11 protein-coding genes and 2 pseudogenes are annotated in these 18,057 nt (G+C 63.9%); 10 read left to right on the forward strand and 3 right to left on the reverse strand.

What is annotated here, in order from left to right:
• The first annotated feature begins 1 nt into the window (after position 1).
• The 7 genes from ACR0AU_RS20615 (at position 2) to ACR0AU_RS20645 (ending at position 12,461) form a co-directional block, all read left to right on the forward strand.
• The gene (locus ACR0AU_RS20615; protein WP_480796214.1) at positions 2-2,278 is read left to right on the forward strand and encodes a hypothetical protein; all 2,277 of its coding nucleotides are present in this window, start codon (positions 2-4) and stop codon (positions 2,276-2,278) included.
• Complete coding sequence (locus ACR0AU_RS20620) at positions 2,275-3,450, forward strand: hypothetical protein (RefSeq protein ID WP_480796215.1); 1,176 nt, start codon at positions 2,275-2,277, stop codon at positions 3,448-3,450. The genes ACR0AU_RS20615 and ACR0AU_RS20620 overlap by 4 nt, the downstream gene beginning before the upstream one ends.
• On the forward strand, positions 3,447-4,016 hold the full coding sequence (locus ACR0AU_RS20625; protein ID WP_480796216.1) for a hypothetical protein: 570 nt from the start codon (positions 3,447-3,449) through the stop codon (positions 4,014-4,016). The genes ACR0AU_RS20620 and ACR0AU_RS20625 overlap by 4 nt, the downstream gene beginning before the upstream one ends.
• Positions 4,013-5,923, forward strand: coding sequence for a serine/threonine-protein kinase (locus ACR0AU_RS20630; RefSeq protein WP_480796217.1), 1,911 nt, complete (start codon positions 4,013-4,015; stop codon positions 5,921-5,923). Before ACR0AU_RS20625 ends, ACR0AU_RS20630 begins: the two co-directional genes overlap by 4 nt.
• Before the next feature lie 2 nt (positions 5,924-5,925).
• A complete protein-coding gene (locus ACR0AU_RS20635) occupies positions 5,926-8,010 on the forward strand; it encodes an ATP-binding protein (RefSeq protein WP_480796218.1) in 2,085 nt (694 codons plus the stop codon).
• Positions 8,011-8,587: 577 nt separating this feature from the next.
• Positions 8,588-12,055, forward strand: a complete 3,468-nt coding sequence (locus tag ACR0AU_RS20640) for a DNA/RNA non-specific endonuclease (RefSeq protein WP_480796219.1) — start codon at positions 8,588-8,590, stop codon at positions 12,053-12,055.
• 10 nt (positions 12,056-12,065) lie between these two features.
• Positions 12,066-12,461: a hypothetical protein gene (locus ACR0AU_RS20645; protein ID WP_480796220.1), complete on the forward strand. Its 396-nt coding sequence runs from the start codon at positions 12,066-12,068 to the stop codon at positions 12,459-12,461.
• 3 nt (positions 12,462-12,464) lie between these two features.
• On the opposite strand, the gene ACR0AU_RS20650 is transcribed toward ACR0AU_RS20645, so the two are convergent.
• On the reverse strand, positions 12,465-13,463 hold the full coding sequence (locus ACR0AU_RS20650; RefSeq protein WP_480796221.1) for a sigma 54-interacting transcriptional regulator: 999 nt from the start codon (positions 13,461-13,463) through the stop codon (positions 12,465-12,467).
• Positions 13,464-14,333: 870 nt separating this feature from the next.
• On the opposite strand from ACR0AU_RS20650, the pseudogene ACR0AU_RS20655 reads away from it, so the two are divergent.
• Positions 14,334-15,202 (forward strand): annotated as a pseudogene (locus ACR0AU_RS20655) (transposase).
• Here the strand turns inward: ACR0AU_RS20655 and ACR0AU_RS20660 are convergent.
• On the reverse strand, positions 15,157-15,288 hold the full coding sequence (locus tag ACR0AU_RS20660; protein WP_480796224.1) for a hypothetical protein: 132 nt from the start codon (positions 15,286-15,288) through the stop codon (positions 15,157-15,159). The pseudogene ACR0AU_RS20655 and the gene ACR0AU_RS20660 sit on opposite strands and share 46 nt — an antisense overlap.
• A 225-nt stretch (positions 15,289-15,513) precedes the next feature.
• Between ACR0AU_RS20660 and ACR0AU_RS20665 the strand changes: the two genes are divergently transcribed.
• Positions 15,514-16,640 (forward strand): IS3 family transposase gene (locus ACR0AU_RS20665; RefSeq protein ID WP_480796222.1). Its coding sequence is split into 2 segments (ribosomal slippage): positions 15,514-15,778 and positions 15,778-16,640, totalling 1,128 coding nucleotides; the frame shifts between segments, so codons are not numbered across the junction.
• A gap of 35 nt (positions 16,641-16,675) precedes the next feature.
• Here ACR0AU_RS20665 and ACR0AU_RS20670 read toward each other — a convergent pair.
• A pseudogene (locus tag ACR0AU_RS20670) lies at positions 16,676-17,161 on the reverse strand (DUF4158 domain-containing protein); the annotation flags it as partial.
• 142 nt (positions 17,162-17,303) lie between these two features.
• Here ACR0AU_RS20670 and ACR0AU_RS20675 point away from each other — a divergent pair.
• Positions 17,304-17,879 carry a recombinase family protein gene (locus ACR0AU_RS20675; protein WP_480796223.1) on the forward strand — a complete coding sequence of 192 codons (576 nt, stop codon included), beginning with the start codon at positions 17,304-17,306 and terminating at the stop codon, positions 17,877-17,879.
• Positions 17,880-18,057: the final 178 nt, after the last annotated feature.

Raw genomic sequence — 18,057 nt, forward strand, 5'->3', positions numbered from 1 at the left:
CATGTCGATGCATATGACACCAAGCGATGAGGGTTGCGGCTGCGGCGGAACCGGCAGTTGCGGATGCGGCCACGAGGTCTGCACCGACCTCAACTTCAAGCGCCCCCGGTTCTTCGCAGGCCAGCTCCTGACGGAGGACGACCTGCAGGCGCTCACCGACTATGTTGTCGGCAAGAACCGCCTGCACAACCGCTTCCTCTTCGGCGACGGCGTGGTCTGCGGCCTCTCCGTCACCTGCCATCCCTGCGAGGATGGGCACGTCGCTGTGGCCCCGGGTTATGCGCTCGATTGCTGCGGCAACGACATCATGGTGCCCTGCAAGGAAGACCTCGACATCAAGGCGCTCCTCCGCGACCTCCGGAAGCGGCAACTGGCGGGTTACGATTGCGGCGATCCCTGCGACAAGAAGGACGGGGATATCCAGACCTATGGCCTTTACGTCACCTACACGGAAACGCTGGAAGACCCGGTCGCGCCCTACGCCTCCGGCGATCCTTGCGGCCAGCAGAGATGCGAGCCGACGCGGGTCTGCGAAGGCTACAAATTCGAGCTTCGTTGCGAGTGCAGCACCATCGAACGCCCCGACGTCTGGAAACGCATCCGCGCCTGCCTCGGCGATCTCCGTCAGGCCGGGGCGGCAGTGCAAAAGGCGCAGGCCGCGCAGGTACAGGCTGAACGCGTGATACAGGCCGTCGATGTCGCCAAGGCCGATCTCGCCATCCCGTTCGAGCGGCAGAGTTTCGATCTCATCGTCGAGACACCGAACGAGCTTGCGAAACTAAACGCGCTCGAACTCGCCGATGATGGAGAACTCGCCGCGAAAGACCTCCCCGACGAACGCGACCTTCGCCTCGACATCGCGCGGGTGCAACTTCTGACGGGCGCGATCACGCGGCGCAACCTCGCGGGCGAACTGTCGCTGGATATAGATGACGACGAGGTGGCGAGCGCCCTCGCAGACGCCCGCAAAGCGGCCAGCGATGCGGTCGACCGGATCGAAATACTCGGCCCCCGCGTCCTCACCACGCCCGCCGCCAAGACCGAGGCAGACGAAACCGTGCGCATCGCGCGCCGATTCCTTGCCGAGGACATCTCTGAAGAACGGCTCAACACGGTGGAGGCCAGGATGGTCGCCCTCAACACGCCGGTGTCCTTCGCACAGGTGTCGCGCATGCAGATCGATGCGGCTCTCCTGAAGGACTGGCTCCTCGACAGGCTCGGCAACGGCCTCAACCGGACACGCTGCGATCTTTACGAGCGCCTCCGCTGCATCCGTATCGAACGCCCTGGCAACGCGGCGTCCTCTGATCTTTCCGAAAGCGGTGCCACGGCGGCGGCTGTGATCGAGCTTCTGAAGATTCTGCTCGAATACCTGATCGACTGCATCTGCCTCGCGCTCAACCCGCCATGTCAGCCTTGTGAGGACAAGGGCGTTCTGCTGGCCTGTCTCAAGGTGCGGGACTGCGAGGTGGTCGACATCTGCAACATGTCGCGCCGCCATGTCCTATCACCGGTCGCGATGCGCTACTGGCTGCCGCCGATCTCGACCATCGGCAAACTGATCGAGAAGTTCTGCTGCGAGTTCGACGTCGACAAGCTTTTCCGTCGCAAACCTACCCCGGAGCCTATTGAACCCGGCGGACAATTCATTCAGGGCGGCGACTTCAACGTCGCGGTCGCGGCGGCCCAACCGATCGTTGCCGGGTTCACACCGGTCGTCTCGGCGACCGAGATCGACGCCGACACCGCGCTTGTGCTGGAACGCTTCGCCCTCACGCCGGCGGACGTTCAGAACGTCGCGACGCTGACCTCCAACCTGTCGCTCCTGACCGGGCGTACGGTGCTCAACGGCGCACGCGGCAGCATTCTCGGCGCGGTCCTGCAGGATCGCTTGCCCGGCCTCGCCAACCGCTTCGGCGGCGCGAACGACGTGCAGTTTCGCTCTCGGAACGCGGTGGCAGGCGATGCGGCCCGTGTTGCCGTGGACGCCGGAGACATCGAGAAGCGCCTGAAGGACCGGATCAGCGAGAGCAGCGTCGCGCTAAAGGCAGAGCTTGGCGAGCAACTCGACGCGGAAGTCTCCTCGGTCCTCGACCGGCGGCTCGAAGACGAGATCCCGTCTATTGTGACCAAGGAGCTGAGCGCCGCGCGCATCCGCCGGGCGGTCTCTGACGCGAAGGCGGTCAAGGATCTGAAGGCAGACAACAAACGTCTCGGCGACGAACTGGCCGCGCTCACCGCTGTGGTCGAGGAGTTGAACGCGGGAGGCACGTCATGACCGTCACACGCAGCATCGTCGCGGAGGGGCAGATCCTCCGCGCCGACCAACTGACCGAGATGGCCGAGGTGCCGCGCGCGCGCTCTGAACGCCACAACCGCCTCGTCCACCGCTGGGGCATCGTCACCGGACTGAAACTGACCGCCGAGGAGACAGAGGACGCCAGCGGCAACGTCTTTTCCCGCATCTTCGTGGAACCCGGCATGGCCATCGACGGGCACGGGCGCGAAATCCTTGTCACTGAACAGATCGAACTCAACGCCCGGCGGTTTCGCCTTCGCGTCGGCAATTCCGTGGCGGAGGAGACGCCCTATCCAGTCTTCCTGATCAGCCAGTACCGGCCCGTAACCGGAACGGCGGGTGCATCCGACACCTGCGCCGTCAACGGACCGGCGGGCGGGGTGGAGGAGGGAGTGGAGATCGTCTACGGCCAGCCCGGCGACGAAACCGATGAAGAAGTCGCGCCCGATCTCACGTCCGCGCCAAGCCCGTCGGAGGGCAGCACCGAATGGCCCGTCCTCGTGGGCTTTGTCACCTGGACCGCCGCGGCGGAGCACTTCGCTGGTGTGGACGCCGAGCACGCCAAGGGAAAGCTCCCCTTCATCGGCGTCACCGCGGCCACCGTCGCGGGCGACGAACATCAGGTTCAGCTTCAGCCCAAGACTGCGCTCGCGGCAGGCGATGCCGTCTTCCAGGTCCAGCAGACCGACGACGGCCCGGCACTCTGTTTCGGCACATTCAAGGGCACCGGCCGCCCGATCGAGACGCTCTTCAAGGTCGACGGTAAGGGTGATCTGACGGCAGAGGGCTCGATCACCGGCAAGCGGACCGGCAACACCGTGCAAGTGGATTCCGGCATTGCCAGCCATGGTACTCGCATCCCCCTGCCGTCCGGCGTGACGGAGGCGCAGGTGGGCGATGACGAAGCGACCGTCCACATCCACGTCGCACCTCTGACCGACCCCGCCTACGCGCCCGACCCGGCGCTCAGTTTCGCCGCGCTGGTGGAGGAATGCCGCGTCGATGACGACCGGCGCGTGTACTGCCGCATCGCCTGGGCGGAGCTTGATTTTGCCGGACCGTTAATCGGCAATACCCTAACAGGCGGCCCCGGCGCCGTCCGCTATCTCATCGCGGTCGCCACAAGTTCAGAAGAAGGAGAGGGCGTATGAGCCAGCAAATGCACCTCGTCTGTCTGAAGGAAACCGGCCACGTCCTCGCCGGTGTCGCAGCCACGACGGCGGAGGATCCGGATATCGAAGCCCTCGTCGGCGACGCCCTGCCTGTCGCCAACACGCGGGTCAGGGTCGGCCTTCCACGCACCAGCCTGATCCCCGTCGATCTTCTGGAAGTAAAAAGCGTCCCTTTCGACGCGGCCGTGATCGGCGACCCGCTCAGCCACGTCATCGATGGCGGGCGGGTGGAAGAACTGCCGCCGGTAGAGACCGATGTCACCACGTCATTCGACGTTGATGCCCTGACGCTTGCAATGGGGCGGATTGACAGAAAGGTCGTCGTGATCCTTTCCGAGCGGGACGATCCGCGCGCGCAATGGCGCGTCCAGTCCGGGACTTTTGTCGACGCAAACGGCGACGGCAGTGTCGATCCTCTCTTCGTGGATTTCACAGTGATGCCCGGTGACACGCCCGCTGCGATCCGGTCGGCGAAGGACTACCTCGTGATGACGGCTTATGAAGGCGACCGGATCGCGTGGGACGTGGCGCAGCCCGTGCCATGAACATCGAGATCGGCACCTGCGAGCTTGAGATCCGGAGGCCAAGGGGCACCGCCCCGCCCTGGGCTGACGAAGCCGATCACCGCGCACTCGCCGACAAGGTTCAGCGCCTCGTGCTGGCGATGCTGGAAGACCTCGTCGCGCCGCGCCTGCCACAGGACGAAACCGTACTTGCCGACCTCGTCATCGACCTCCCCTTGAAAGCGCCCGATCTCGAAGGCGCCGCTCCGCTCGCCCGCGCAGGCCTCCGCGCGGCACTGAGAGAGGCGGTCGAGAGGGCGGTCGCACGCGCCGTGCCGGGCAAACCAAACGACACCACATCGAAAACCCGCGCGCGCGACCGGGCAACACCGCCCGCAACGGAAAGTGGACAGTCACCGCGACTGCCCAGCGAAGCGATAGCACGCACCGCCCTCTACACCCTGATCGAAACTCTGTTCCCGCGCGGAACACCTGCGTCAGCTGTCGCCCTGATACCGCAGGTCGCGCTTGCACGTCTGCTGCGCCGCGCACATGCTCTTTTGCCGCAGGTCGCGTCCGTCGCCGCTTCAGCGGGGGACGCAGCACGGTCGCAGTCCCGTCGGGGCAGGGCGACACAGGATCACCGCGCCGATCTTGTCGCGGCCCTCGCAGATATTGCGGTCGCCCTTGCAACCCATCGCGCCGCACCGCCCGAAGCCCTGCCAGTTGTCGCACCGGTAATCGCGCAAGCGCGGCAGCGCGCGGAAAATATCCTTGCGGCGCTGGAGAGCCCGGAGCACCAGGCCCCAGATGACACCCTGCCGCATCGCGCGAAAGGTTTGCCTTCCAACTCATCCGACGCACAGCAAGCCAAGCGCATCGCGCCTTCGGCCGCCAATCCTGCGCCGCTCCCGCCGGGTCCTGCACCAGCGAATGACACAGATATACTTCCCAACGGTACCTACCGGCTCGATCATGTCCTGCCGTTTCTCGTCTACGCCGCGCTTCATGATCGCGGTCTGACCGACCCGCTTTCCCTTGACATCGAAGTCCCCGCAGTCATGGCTCCGCTGGCGGCTGCCATCGCGTCAGTCTGTCTGCCGCGCTCTTCGCCGCTCCCCGATCCGGCGATCTCCACCGCCGTCGCGCGTTTCGCCGGACGAAAAACCCTACCCGACACCAGCGATTACACGTTTGCCGCCGCCCGGATCGACGGCGCGCCGTATACACGCGCCACTCTCGCGCAATCGCTCCTCGGGTCGCTTTTGCAATCGCCCACAACCCCGCTTGTCCTGTCCGATGACAGGGTCACCCTCTTCGATCCCGGAGGTCTGTTCCCGGTCGCTTCCGGCCCGCCGGACACCCTCACAGAAATGCTCGCCGAACTCGACCGCACTTACTTCACGGCAGGCGAGGCCCCCGAAACCTGGGCCGAACTCGCCCGCGCCGGCCTCCCGCTCGTCGCCTCCGGTGCGCCCGTCTCCGGGGAGGCCGCCCGCATGATCGCCGGTCCGAACGGCTGGGTCGGCCGCAGCACGAGCAACCGGAGGTTACCCTGCGAAACGCTCCCCGAGGAAGCCGAACACGCCGAGAACGCGCGCGCCATCTGGCACGCCCTGACCGACGCCGCCCCGCTCCGCCCCCCGTTCCGCAGCGCATCCGAGGCCGACTTCACCGACTTCGCCGCGATCCTCGCAGGCTACGGGCTGGCCGACCTCGGCTGGCGGTTCCTCGGCAGGGACCGCGCGGCCTGGGAACGCCCCGACCCGGCGCTTGTCCAGCGGCGGTTCTTCGACCTCGGCGGAGAGATGCGCGTCAACGACCGGTGCATCGACATCCACCTTCCGATGGGTCGCCGCTATCTCGACCTGCGGGACGCAGGTCTTCTCACAACCGTCGACGCCCCCGTCTGGTGGGGCGACCGTCGCCTTGAGTTCAGTGGAGGCTAGCCATGGCGCGAAAAGAGCATATGACCCGCGAAGACGCGGCAACGCTGCACCTTCACCTCTGGCTGACCGCGCTGACGCGAACCCTGCGCGCCGCGGTGGAGCAAAGAAGCAAGAGCATCGCGGCTCTCAAGGGCGCGCGCGGCCCCGCCGGAACGCTCGTGCCCAAACACGCTGACCGCCTGCTCCGCGATGTCGAAACGCGCCTCCGCCACGGCCCCGCGCCGATGCTGGAGATCGCGCTGACCACCCGCGAACGCCGCTTCGAGGACACGCTACGCGAGGACGCGCCCGCCGCGCTCCCGCTCGACCAGCTGACCGAGACCGCAGCCCTCACCAAGTTCGACCGCGACGCCCTCCTGATCGCGCTTGCGGGCGAGGTCCTGCCGGAGTTTCCGCTCCTCGCGGGCTACGTGGTGGACGACCTCGCGAGGGGCCAGGCCTCCGTCGACCTCATCCTGACACTGACGCGCGGCAAGGCTGCACAGGAAGGCTGGCGCATCCGCCGCCTCGGCCCCGGCGGGCCGCTCCGCCGCCTGGGCCTCCTCCACGCCGTGGACGGGCAAGGCACGGGACGCGCCACGGCGCTCGCGCCGGTTCCCGGCCTCGCCGAATGGCTCCTCGGCGCGCGCATCGCACCGCCGGTCCCGCTGATCGATCCGCAGATGATCTGGCCTGCCGACGCCACCGACACACCGCACAGCACCGCGATCGAACCGGCCACCGCCTGCCTCTCCCGCTTTGCAAACGGTGCGGCGGGCATCTGGGGTGGGGAGGTTCGCCGCCACGACGACATCGCAACCGCCGTCGCCCGCGCCTGCCAGCGCCCCGTCTACCGGCTCGACCTCGGGGGCACGGAGCGGAGCGCCTGGCAGCCGTACTTGTCCGATGAGGCTGCCATCGCAAGCGGGGCGGGTGCGATCCTCTGGGTCGAGACAAGCCAGTTCCCAAGCGCCGATCTCGATCGCGCCGCCGTAGCGCTCACCGTCCTGTCGCAACGGCTGCTCATCACCGGGCGTCTTCCATGGCGTGACCCGGACCTGATCCGCACCCGACCCTTCGCCGATGTCACGCTAAAGCCGGAGGACACCAGCACGACCGACGACACCGTCCTGCAACGCCTCCACCTCGGCCACCGCCAGCGACAGGCCGCGCGCCAATTGGCCCGCACTGAACAGCACCGCCTTGCGAACGGCACCGTGCCCGACCTTGCGTCGATCCTTGAGACAGCCGCCCGACGTGTTGCTACCCCGGCCCACGTGGCCTCTGTCCGCGTCATCGACCCCGTGCGGGGCATCGACGACCTCGTATTGCCCGACGACCTGCACCGCCAGATCGACGAGATCGGCACGCTCTACGCAGAAGCGCCCCGGGTCGATGCGGCATGGGGCTTCGGGCGGCTCACCGGATCGGACGGCGCGCTGAAGGCGCTGTTCACCGGCGACCCCGGCACCGGCAAGACGCTGGCGGCGGAAGCGATTGCCCACAAGGCGGGCGTCGGACTTTTGAAGGTCGACCTCAGCCAGATCGTCTCCAAATGGGTCGGCGAGACGGAAAAGAACCTCGAAACCGTCTTCGCCCATGCCGAGCAATCCCACGCCGCGCTCTTCTTCGATGAGGCGGAGGCGCTCTTTGGCAAACGCGGCGAGGTGCATCGCGGCACCGACCGGTACGCCAATATGGAGGTGAGTTTCCTGCTGCAACGACTGGAGAGCTTTTCCGGCGGCCTTGTCATTCTCGCCTCCAACCTGCGCGGCGATATCGACCCCGCCTTCTCCCGCCGCTTTCAGGTCTCGCTCAACTTTCCACGGCCCGGTCCCGACGAACGGCTCCGGCTCTGGCGCATGGCGTTCGTGTCCGCACCGCTCGATCCAGAGGTCGATCTCCACGCGCTTGCCCGCCACGATCTGACCGGCGGCGCCATTGTCACGGCGGCCCGCATGGCCGCATTGCTCGCCGCCGGGGAGGGCGCCGCATCGGTTGGGCTCACGCATCTCGAACGCGCGACGGAACGGCAGTTCCGTAAGGAAGCGCGTCTGATGCAGGCGGGGCGGCCCGACGGTCTCGCCATCGCCCGGGCGCGGATCTGAGATGCCGGGCGGGGAGCGGGATCGCGCCGTCGAGGCCCCCGTCCGCCAACCGGCGAGCGACCGCGCGACCGCGCCCTCCAGCGAACTGCAAGGACCGGCCCCAACCGCGCCCGGCGGCAACACGGTCCGTCTCCTCAACGAAACGTCACCCGGCTCCCGCCGCGCCCCGCGTGAGGGTCCGCGCCAAAAGCGCTTCGGACGGAACCGGGAGCCGGAAGCGACAAGCGCCCCGGAGCCTGCTCCGGCACCCGCAAGGCCCCCCGCCACGTCAGATACGCAGCCCTCCACGTCTCCCGCGCAAGGCCGGCCGGGGGCGAACACGCCGGGCGCGCCAACGCAAACACGAGAACCGGCAGAGACCGGAGGCGGTCGGGGTGGCGGCGGCCCCGGCCCACCCTCGGCTGCAAGCACGCCCGACGGTGGAAGCGCCGGACCGGGTGCCGCGCCTCAGCCCGGTGGTGGGGAGGCCGCAGGTCCGGAACCGCCCGGCACCTCCTCTTCCAGCCCGGCCATCCAGGCCCTCGGCAATGCGCTCCCCTCCGGCGCAAGTGCCGCGCTCCGGGTCGCGCGCGACGCCGTGGCGGGAGAGGTCGCCGCGGACCGCGCAGCCCTCAGCGACGCGCCGCCGAGCCTCCAGGCCACCTCCGAGGGCATTGCCGAGAGATCAGATGACGGGGCGGCACCCGGCGCCGGGTCTGTGCCGCCGAGCGTCGACGAACAAGACGGTGAAGGCGCGCCGCAGGAAACACTCGACCCCGCGCACGACGTCGCCGAAACAACCGTCCCCGAAGGCCCCTCGCTCTCCGAAATCGACCGCGCCCCCGAAGACGATCCGATGGCGGCTGTCCGCCACTACCAGCGCCTTCTCGCCGCGATGCCGGTCTCCGACGAGATCAACACCGACCCCGGCCCGCCCATGCCGGTCGCGCTGACCGGGGAAGCCGATCCGGGCCGCATCGGCGACCAGGCCGAGGAAAGCGAGGTCGCCTTCGATGCGGAAGTGACCGATGCGCAGGCCGGGATGCAGGAAGACGAGGGCATCGACGACATCCGCTCGACGCTGCCCGACGAACTGCTCGTGGCCCCGGTCGCGCCCGACGCGGGCGAGGTGCCGACGTTCGATCTCGGCGATAAGCCGGAGCTTCCCTCGGACATCCGCGCCGGCATGGATCGCGGCCTCGCGCCTACCTGGACAAGCGAGATCGGCACCGCGAGCGCGGGCCATGACGCAGCGATGACGGAACGGCAGACCGCCGAGGCCCGCGAACGCGCGGCGACCGACCGGGAGATCGCCGAACTGGAGGCGGGCACAGCGTCCGAACAGGAGGGGCTGCGGGAGACCGCCCACGGCGAGGTAGCGGAGGCGCGCGCCGGATGGCAGACCGATATCGACGCGGCGCGCGGGACCTATGACGGCAAGCGCCAGAAAATCGACGACGGCCTGACCCGTGATGTCGATGCACGGGTGCTGCTGGCCGAAACCGATGCGCAGGGCCATCTCGACGACGGTCAGGATAAGGCGGAGCGCGAGAAGACGCGCGTCGAAACCCTGGCTGAAGAAAAGCGGCGCGAGGCGGAACGGAAACGCCGTGATGCTGACGGTTTCCTCGATTGGCTCTCCAGCAAGGTCAAAAGCTTCTTCGCCGCTCTGAAAAAGGCGCTGAAGGACTTGTTCGATGGCCTCCGCGACTTCGTGAACAAGGCAATTGCGGCGGCAAAGAAACTGGCCGATGCCGCCATCGAGTTGGGCCGCAAGGCCGTGATTGGCCTGATCCGCGTGGCGGGCAGCGCGCTCGAACTGGCCGCCGACGTTTTCCTCGCGGCCTTCCCCGAAGCCCGCGACCGCGCCAAGGCGGCGATCCGCTCGGGCCGCGAGCGCTGTGAGCAGGCGGTCAACGATGCAGCCGCCGCGCTCCGGCGCGCGGTCCACGCCGCACTCGACGCGCTCGGCAAGGCGCTCCTCTTCGTCATCGATGTCTACGAGAAATTCTATGTCGGCATGCTGGAGATCTTCGAAGCGCTGACCCTTGGCTATATCGAGGTAACGCGCGCGCTCATTCGCCTCAACCTGGCCGCCGAGCACTCGCCCTTCGAGCTCGAAGGTCAGATTTACCAGCAGATGATCGGTGCCGACCTGACCGAGCCTCTGCCGTTTGAACTCACCTCAAGCGAACGCGCTCAGCGGGATGCGATGGCCAATGCCCCGGTCGAAGGCCTGCCCGAAGGCGGTGCGGTGATCGAAGCCACGCCCGCGACCGGCGGTGTGCCGCTCGGCGTCGCGGTCGATCCGGTGCTGCCTTTCGCGCCCGACCCCGAGATGTTCCTGGGCCACAACTTCGACAACGGAGCGCTCGAATTCCCCGGCAACCCCGCCGGGGCCTCGGTGGCCGACCTGATGGACGCCGCCGCCGCGAACGAGGACGCGGCCCCAGCGGAGGCCGTCGAGGGTGCGGAAGGTCCGGATGGCGTCGAAGGAGCAGAAAACGTGGACGAGGGCCCGGACTTCTTCAGCATGACCGAAGAGGAGAAGTTCGAGTACTACAAGGGCCTCGAAGGCCCGAAGGAGTGCAGGACCGACACGCCCACCTCGCCTGAAGGCGAGGTGCCGCTCGAACAGAAGATCGGCCCGCTCACCCGGGCGCAACGGGCCAGCTACATGCTCCCCAAGGCCTGGGACGGGATCAAGCACTGGGCGGGCTGCAACTGGGACAAGATCCTGCTTGGCGTGATCGCAGCACTGGTCGTCATCGCCGCCGCTGTCGCGATCTCCATCCTGACCGGAGGGACGGCTGCAGCAGGTCTCGGCGCGCTTCTGACGCTCTTCACCGGCGCAATGATCCTCGTGGCCATCGCTCAGGTCGCCGGCTTCCTCAAGGATTACCTGACGAAATCCGTCGATGGCGATGTGGTGGGCGGGGGCAAGGCGCTGGCGGGCGCATTCGCCGTCGCGGCGGTGGAAATCATCTTCGCCATCCTGACCTATGTCACCTTCGGCGCGTTCCGGGCGCTCGCGGCGGCGGTGAAAGGGACCGGGCGGCTCGCGGCGGGCGCGGTGAAAGCGGCGGGCAAGGCGGCAGGCAACCTCGCCCGGCGCGGGCGCAGCGCCGCGCGCGGCCTGACTCGCTCGGGCACACGGCTCGGACGCGGCGCGAACGCCGTGGCAAAGGTCGGCGGCGCGTTCTTCCGGCGCGGCAAACTCATGATCCGCAACGTACGTTCGGGCTTCGAGCGCAGCGTGAAGAGCGTGGGTAAACTGGGCGAGAAGCTCGGCAAGCGCCTGCCGTTCCGGAGGTACAAGATCGTCCGTAAGGGCCGTTTCTTCCAGCTCTTCGGTTCCGTCAATCCATGGGTCCTTCTGGCTTCGGGCGAATTGCGCAACGTCGATCCGGACGACTTGCCGTCGGGCGCGAAGATCGGCGATGAGATCACCCTGCCGGACGGGTCGCGTGCGAAGATCGTCGGCGACAGCAACCGTGGCGGGGCAATGAAATCCATCGACGAGTTGGATGACGTCGCGCTCCGCAATGCCGACGACCTCGAACGGACCACGGGGCGCGGCGGCAAGACCGATGCCAACGAGGCGACATGGTCGCACGAGAAGGGAAGCGGCGATCTGCACGGGGTCGAGGGCTCACTTGATGAGCTTGGCAAGGGCAAGGGGCGTGGCTCCGCCGAGACCACCGCTCAAGGAAAGGCTGGCAAGTCCTCCGGCGTTGCGGGTGACGAGGGCGGTCACGCGGTCGGGCATCGTTTCATGGACGACCAGGGCGTCAAGAACCTTTTCGCGCAGGCTGGGAACTTCAACAAGTCCGCCTGGAAGAAGATGGAGAACGAGTGGGCTGCGTTCCTGCGCCGGGGCTACAAGATCAAATTCCGGATCAAGTTTACTAAGCATTCCGGTAAGGGCCGCCCGGGCGAGGTGTCCGTCGTCTACGACGTGACCAGCCCGACAACAGGCAAGGTTATGCGTCGGGGGCCGTTCGACTTCAAAAACTTGGACGGCCAGTCCTTCGAGCGGCTAAAGTCCAAGACAATGAACTGGTAGGAGGCACGCGATGGACAAAGCACAAGCCGAAAAGCTCTTCGCTGACATCGGGCGCGCCCTGTTCCACGATGCGGATCGGGGTGGCGAAGACTGGGAGGCGGTGTCGATCGTGGCGAGTGTCGATGACGGTTTCGTCGATCTCACCGGCTACCGCTATGAGGACGAGGAGGCCGGGCCGATTGACTGGACCACCGACAACATGTCCGATCTCATCCTCGGTGTGCACGCGGCCACGCAGGATGAGACGGCCCGTCCCTGGAAGGCCATCTATTTTGGGATCATCGCTGAGACGGGGAAGTATACTGTTCGCTTCGAGTACGAGAACGTGGATCGCTGGGCGTTGACGCCGGACAATTTTGACACGCTGCCCAATGCGCTGAACCCGTTGAACGGAGAGCCGCCCTGACCTCTAACCCGTGTAATCGCTCCGGCAGAACCCATAGCGGCGCATGAGTTGGGAGAACGCGCGGCGGTGCTTGCCGCTGCGCTCGGCGGCGGCGGTGACGTTGCCGCCGGTCTCTTCCAGAACGGTATCGATATACATGCGCTCGAAGCCGCTCACGACCTTTTCCTTGGCCTCTTTCATCGGCGCAGCGGTCAGCTCGTCGATATCGGCCTGCACCGCGCTCTCGTCTGCCGGGGCAGGTATTGGCGCCAGATCTGCCAGGTTGAGGTCTTCGCTCCGCACCTCCCGGTCGAGGTTGAGGCAGGTCAGGTAGCGGACGCAGTTCTCCAGCTCGCGCACATTGCCAGGCCAGGGATGGGACATCAGGCGGGCGCGCGCATCCGCGGCAAGCCGGATCGGGGCGGTGCCGTAGTCTTCGGCGTATCGCGTCACGAAATGGTCGATCAGGGGCGGGATATCGTCGGGCCGCTCCACCAGCGGCGGCACCTCCACCGGCAAGACGCGGAGGCGGAAATAGAGGTCCTCCCGGAAGGTGCCGTCCCGCACCTTCTTGCCGAGATCAGCATTGCTCGCGGCGATAAGGCGGACGTCGGATTTGCGGGTGAAGGTCTCCCCCAGACGCCGGAACTCCTTCAACTGGGCGAAGCGCAGGATCTTGGCCTGGCACACGAGTGGCATGGCATCGACCTCGTCGAGGAAGAGCGTGCCGCCATCGGCTGCGGCGGCAATCCCCTTCTCCGCCGTGACCGCGCCGGTGAAGGCACCGCGCGCATGGCCGAAGACTTCGTTCTCTATCATGTCGGCGGAGAGATTGGCGCAGTTCACCGGCACGAACGGCTTGGCCGCGCGCGGGCTTTCCTCGTGGATGAAGCGGGCATAGAGTTCCTTGCCCACCCCGGTTGGCCCTGAGATCAGGACCTCGGCTGAGGATTTTGCCAGACCGGCGACTTTGCCGAGCAGGTCGCGCTGGCACCTGCTCCCATGGATGATAGTAGAAGACATGGACAATGCCTCCTGTCAGTTATGTCCCCACACGGAACTGCAAGTCTCGAATACAGCGGGACCACCGGACAATCAGAAACCTAAATTCACTACGAACAGACACCAAATCGCACGCGCTGCCGTAACGTAAAGTGTCCCGATTTTGGCGATTCGCGTCAACGGAATAAGGGGTTTCGGCGATTTTGTGCGAATGCAACGGAATGTCACTTCGCACTTAAGTGTAAGACTGCGGGAATTTCGGTGCAGGTTAGCAGTTAAAAATAAGACTGCAGGGTAGGGTGTTGTGTAAAATCAATGGATTGGGTCGTATCAGGTGAGCGGCCCCATCTGACCGGTCCAATTTGATTGTTAGTGCATGATCGGCCTGTGTTCCATCGGGATGATGGTTTCAGGTGCTGGCGGGCGATAGCTGTCACTGTGCCCTTAATTACCGGACAGAGTGTCCTGTGGATAAGTCGCGTGGGGATGATCTTGTCTAATGAAGTAAAAACCCAGAAGAAAAAGCGCTCGCAGTTGAACGGGCCAACACGTTGCGTCCAATACTGGAACTTGATGAGACGGGGCAGGAAATAGGACTGCCGCTATTGGAAGCGGCCAACATGATGGGCGTTTCTAGAAGCACTGCATGGGACTTTTACCGTCGTCTCAAGACTAGTGATGGGCGCGCGAGCTCTTTACTACCCAAACGACGCGGTCCGAAGCATGGCTCACGCCGCTTGGAACCAGATGTAGAGAGCATTATCGAGCGCGTTCTACGTCAACACTATCTCGTTCCAGAACCGCCAAGCCTTCTGAGGATCGTCAACGTGGACGTGTCGCGGTTTGATGCCGCTCCTTTGATAGCATTTATTGCAGCAAAGGAGACGAACTATGGGACTGAAGCGGACGGACGAATTCCGTGCTGATGCAGTGCGGATCGCGCTGACGTGTGGACTGACAAGGAAGCAGGTGGCGTCAGATTTGGGCGTTGCCTTGTCGACGTTGAACAAGTGGGTGACGGCGCATTTTGACACCGACGTTGTGTCAGACAAGGATTTGGACCCTGCCCGTGAAAACGAGCGACTTCGACGGGAGAACCGGATTCTCAAGGAGGAGAGGGATATTCTAAACTGAAGAGGATCAGGAAAGGCCCCAGTGGGGCGTTTCCCCGATGAAGGCCACAGCCTTCTTCGCGAGCCAAAAGCCATGAGGTTCCGGTTCATCGAAGAGCATGGCTGCGAATTCCCAACCAACCGCCTTTGCAAGTTTCTGGATGTCAACTCGTGTGGCCTGCGCGCTTATCGCCACCGCCCGGCCAGCCGAAGGCGGCGGACCGACATGGTTGTTTTGGCGCACATCAAGGAGCAATCTCGTCTCAGCTTGGGCAGCTGGCCGTGGCACTACGGCAGCCGCCCAAGGGCTGCATCCATCACACGGGTCGCGATAGCCAATACTGTTCTCACGATTACCAAAAGCTCCTACGCCAGCACGGGTTCCAGGTATCGATGAGCGGAAAAGGCAATTGTTACGACAACTCCGCCGTCGAGACCTTCTTCAAAACAATCAAAGCGGAACTGATCTGGCGGCGGTCATGGCAAACGCGACGGGAGGCCGAAACGGTGATCTTCCAGTACACTAACGGCTTCTACAATCCGCGAGGGCGGCACTCAGCATTGGGCTGGAAAAGCCCGGTCGCTTTCGAACGAAAAGTGGTCTATAGATGTCGAAGGCTCAGCCGTGGGCCGCTATTTCCCCGCTGAGATCGCCACGCGCGGCTGGCGGTGGCCACTGCGGTGGTCAGATTGAATTCACGCTCGGCGCAGGCCTGAGGGGTTACGGTGGTCATCAGATCATCTCCGTCATTTAGTGTCATTCGGGCTATATACGGGGTTCTCTTTGTTAAAAAAGAGGGTCATTATTGAATTCACTATTCATTCTAAAAGAACAATATTCGTGCTCTCACATCTTCTACAGTGTTTCGTAGCCATCGCGGACAGCGGATCGATCATACGGGCTGAGCCTCCCCAACTGAACTGGTCCACCGTTATGCTTAGGAAACGGAGGACCACGAATGGCAAACAAGAGACCGAAGCCCGAAGAGATTGTCTCGAAGTTACGGCAGGTTGAAGTTCTGATGGGGCAAGGCATGTCCCGTCTCGATGCGATCAGACAGATTGGCGTTGTTGAACAAACCTATTACCGCTGGCGAAAGAAGTACGGCGGAATGGGTGTAGATCAGTTGAAAGAACTGAAGCGGCTTCAGAAAGAGAACGAGCGACTGAGACGCGCAGTTTCAGATCTGACGTTGGACAAGCTGATCCTGACGGAAGCCGCAAAGGGAAACTATTGAGCCCCGCTCGTCGTCGTGCCTGCATCAGCCATGTACGCAACCAGCTGAACGTTTCCGAGAGACGCGCCTGCCGCGTGCTTGGGCAACACCGGTCCACGCAACGGCACGCCCCACAAGGACGTGCAGACGAAGACCGACTGGTGGCCGACATGATCGAGCTGACCCGTCAATACGGCCGATATGGCTATCGTAGGATCGCTGCGCTGCTGAGAGAGGCCGGATGGTCTGTCAGCGACGGGCGGATTGAACGGCTTTGGCGACGAGAGGGGCTGAAAGTGCCGATGAAACAACCAAAGAAAGGGAGGTTATGGCTAAATGACGGTTCATGTATCCGGCTTCGACCAGAGCATCGCAACCATGTTTGGTCATATGACTTCGTTCATTGCCGAACCGACGACGGCAAAGCCTTCCGGACGCTGAACATCCTTGATGAGTACAGTCGGGAATGCTTGGCAATCAGGGTCGAGCGGAAACTGAACTCGACCGATGTAATCGACGTTCTGACAGACCTGTTCATACTTCGCGGCGCCCCCAGTTTCATACGTTCCGACAATGGGCCGGAATTTGTCGCCCAGGCTGTCCGAGACTGGATCGCCGCCGTTGGTGCCAAGACGGCTTACATCGAACCTGGCAGCCCGTGGGAGAACGGATACTGTGAAAGCTTCAACGGCCGGTTCAGGGACGAACTACTCAACGGCGAAATCTTCTACAGCCTGCGTGAAGCACAAATCCTGATCGAACAATGGAGGAAACACTACAACACAAAACGCCCCCACAGTGCATTGAGTTATCGCCCGCCAGCGCCCGAAACCATCGTCCCGATGGATCACAGGCCGATGATGCACTAACAATCAAATTGGACCAGTCAGATGAGGCTGCTCACTATTCTGGTGGGACCGGGCAAGACGATCTGGCGCCGCCGACATTCTTCCACAAACCTGCGCACCATGCCTTCACTGGATTGTGCGGCCTCGGCGTGCTGATCGAGCCAACGTTTCATCTTTTTTGCAGCTTTGCCCGTGAACATCTTGTACCCATAAATCTTGCGCAAAACGTCAAGATGTTCGTAGCGGGTGTTTTCTCTGGCTGCGTATGGAAGAAGATCGTCAGGCTTGAACCCGATTTGGGCAGCGACAAAGCGCAGGACAGGTTCAGGGATCACCTCACCAGCCTTCAGCAAACGGCCCGGATACCGAAAAGCGCATAGTTGGAGCGCAAAGCCGATCTGGTTTTCTGGTCGCCGTCGCGTGCGGATGTGTTCAATGTCTTCATCATCCAAGGTGTAGTGCCTCAACAGCGAAGCTTCATCGGTGGGAAGATCAAAAAACGCCGCGCGTTGTCGCGCGGTCAGAACCGCTCGGTGTGCCATTCTAAGTTATGTCCGTAAGAGGTCCGATGAACGGACGGTTTTGGGTAATCCACTCGTCCCAGCAAAACTGGCGCGGGACGCGTCTCGTATAGATGGTACGATACAAATTGCAATGAAGGAGCCTTATTCGTACGGTGCGGCCATGAACACCACACTTATCGGATACGCCCGCTGCTCGACCAACGATCAGGATCTCACCGCCCAGAAACAGGCATTGCAGAATCTCGGCGTTGCTCCGGATCGCATCTACACCGACCATGGCTTGACCGGCACCAACCGCGCCCGCCCTGGTTTGGATCAGGCCATAGCCGCCGTGCGCGAAGGCGATACATTTGTCGTACCCAAGCTCGACCGGCTGGCCCGATCCGTTCCTGATGCCCGCGCCATCGCCGACCAACTCCAAGCCAAAGGCGTCAAGCTGGCTCTCGGCGCATCCGTCTATGATCCAACCGATCCAATGGGGAAGATGTTCTTCAACATCCTGGCCACCTTCGCCGAATTCGAAGCTGACCTGATCCGTATGCGCACTCGTGAAGGCATGGCCATTGCACGCGCCAAGGGCAAGCTGCGTGGCAAACAGCCAAAGCTATCTGCCAAACAGCAGAAAGAACTCTGTCGAATGCATGGCTCGGGCGAGTATTCCATCAGTGATCTGGCCGAGGTGTTTTCTGTCTCCCGTCCAACAATTTACCGAACCCTCAACCGGCACCAGACCTGATATTTGCTGCGGGCTGTATGAACTGGTTTGGAGCGCAACTAAGCCGACACTGCCACGTGAGTAAAAAGTGGCGGCTTTGCTCCACACAGCCGCTAAGAGATCACCAATAGGTCCGCATTCTTGCTAGCTCGTCCCTTATTCCAATCTCAATCCGCTGCAGAACTGCTCGCACCCGTTT

The organism is Ruegeria sp. CG1 (assembly GCF_056537265.1).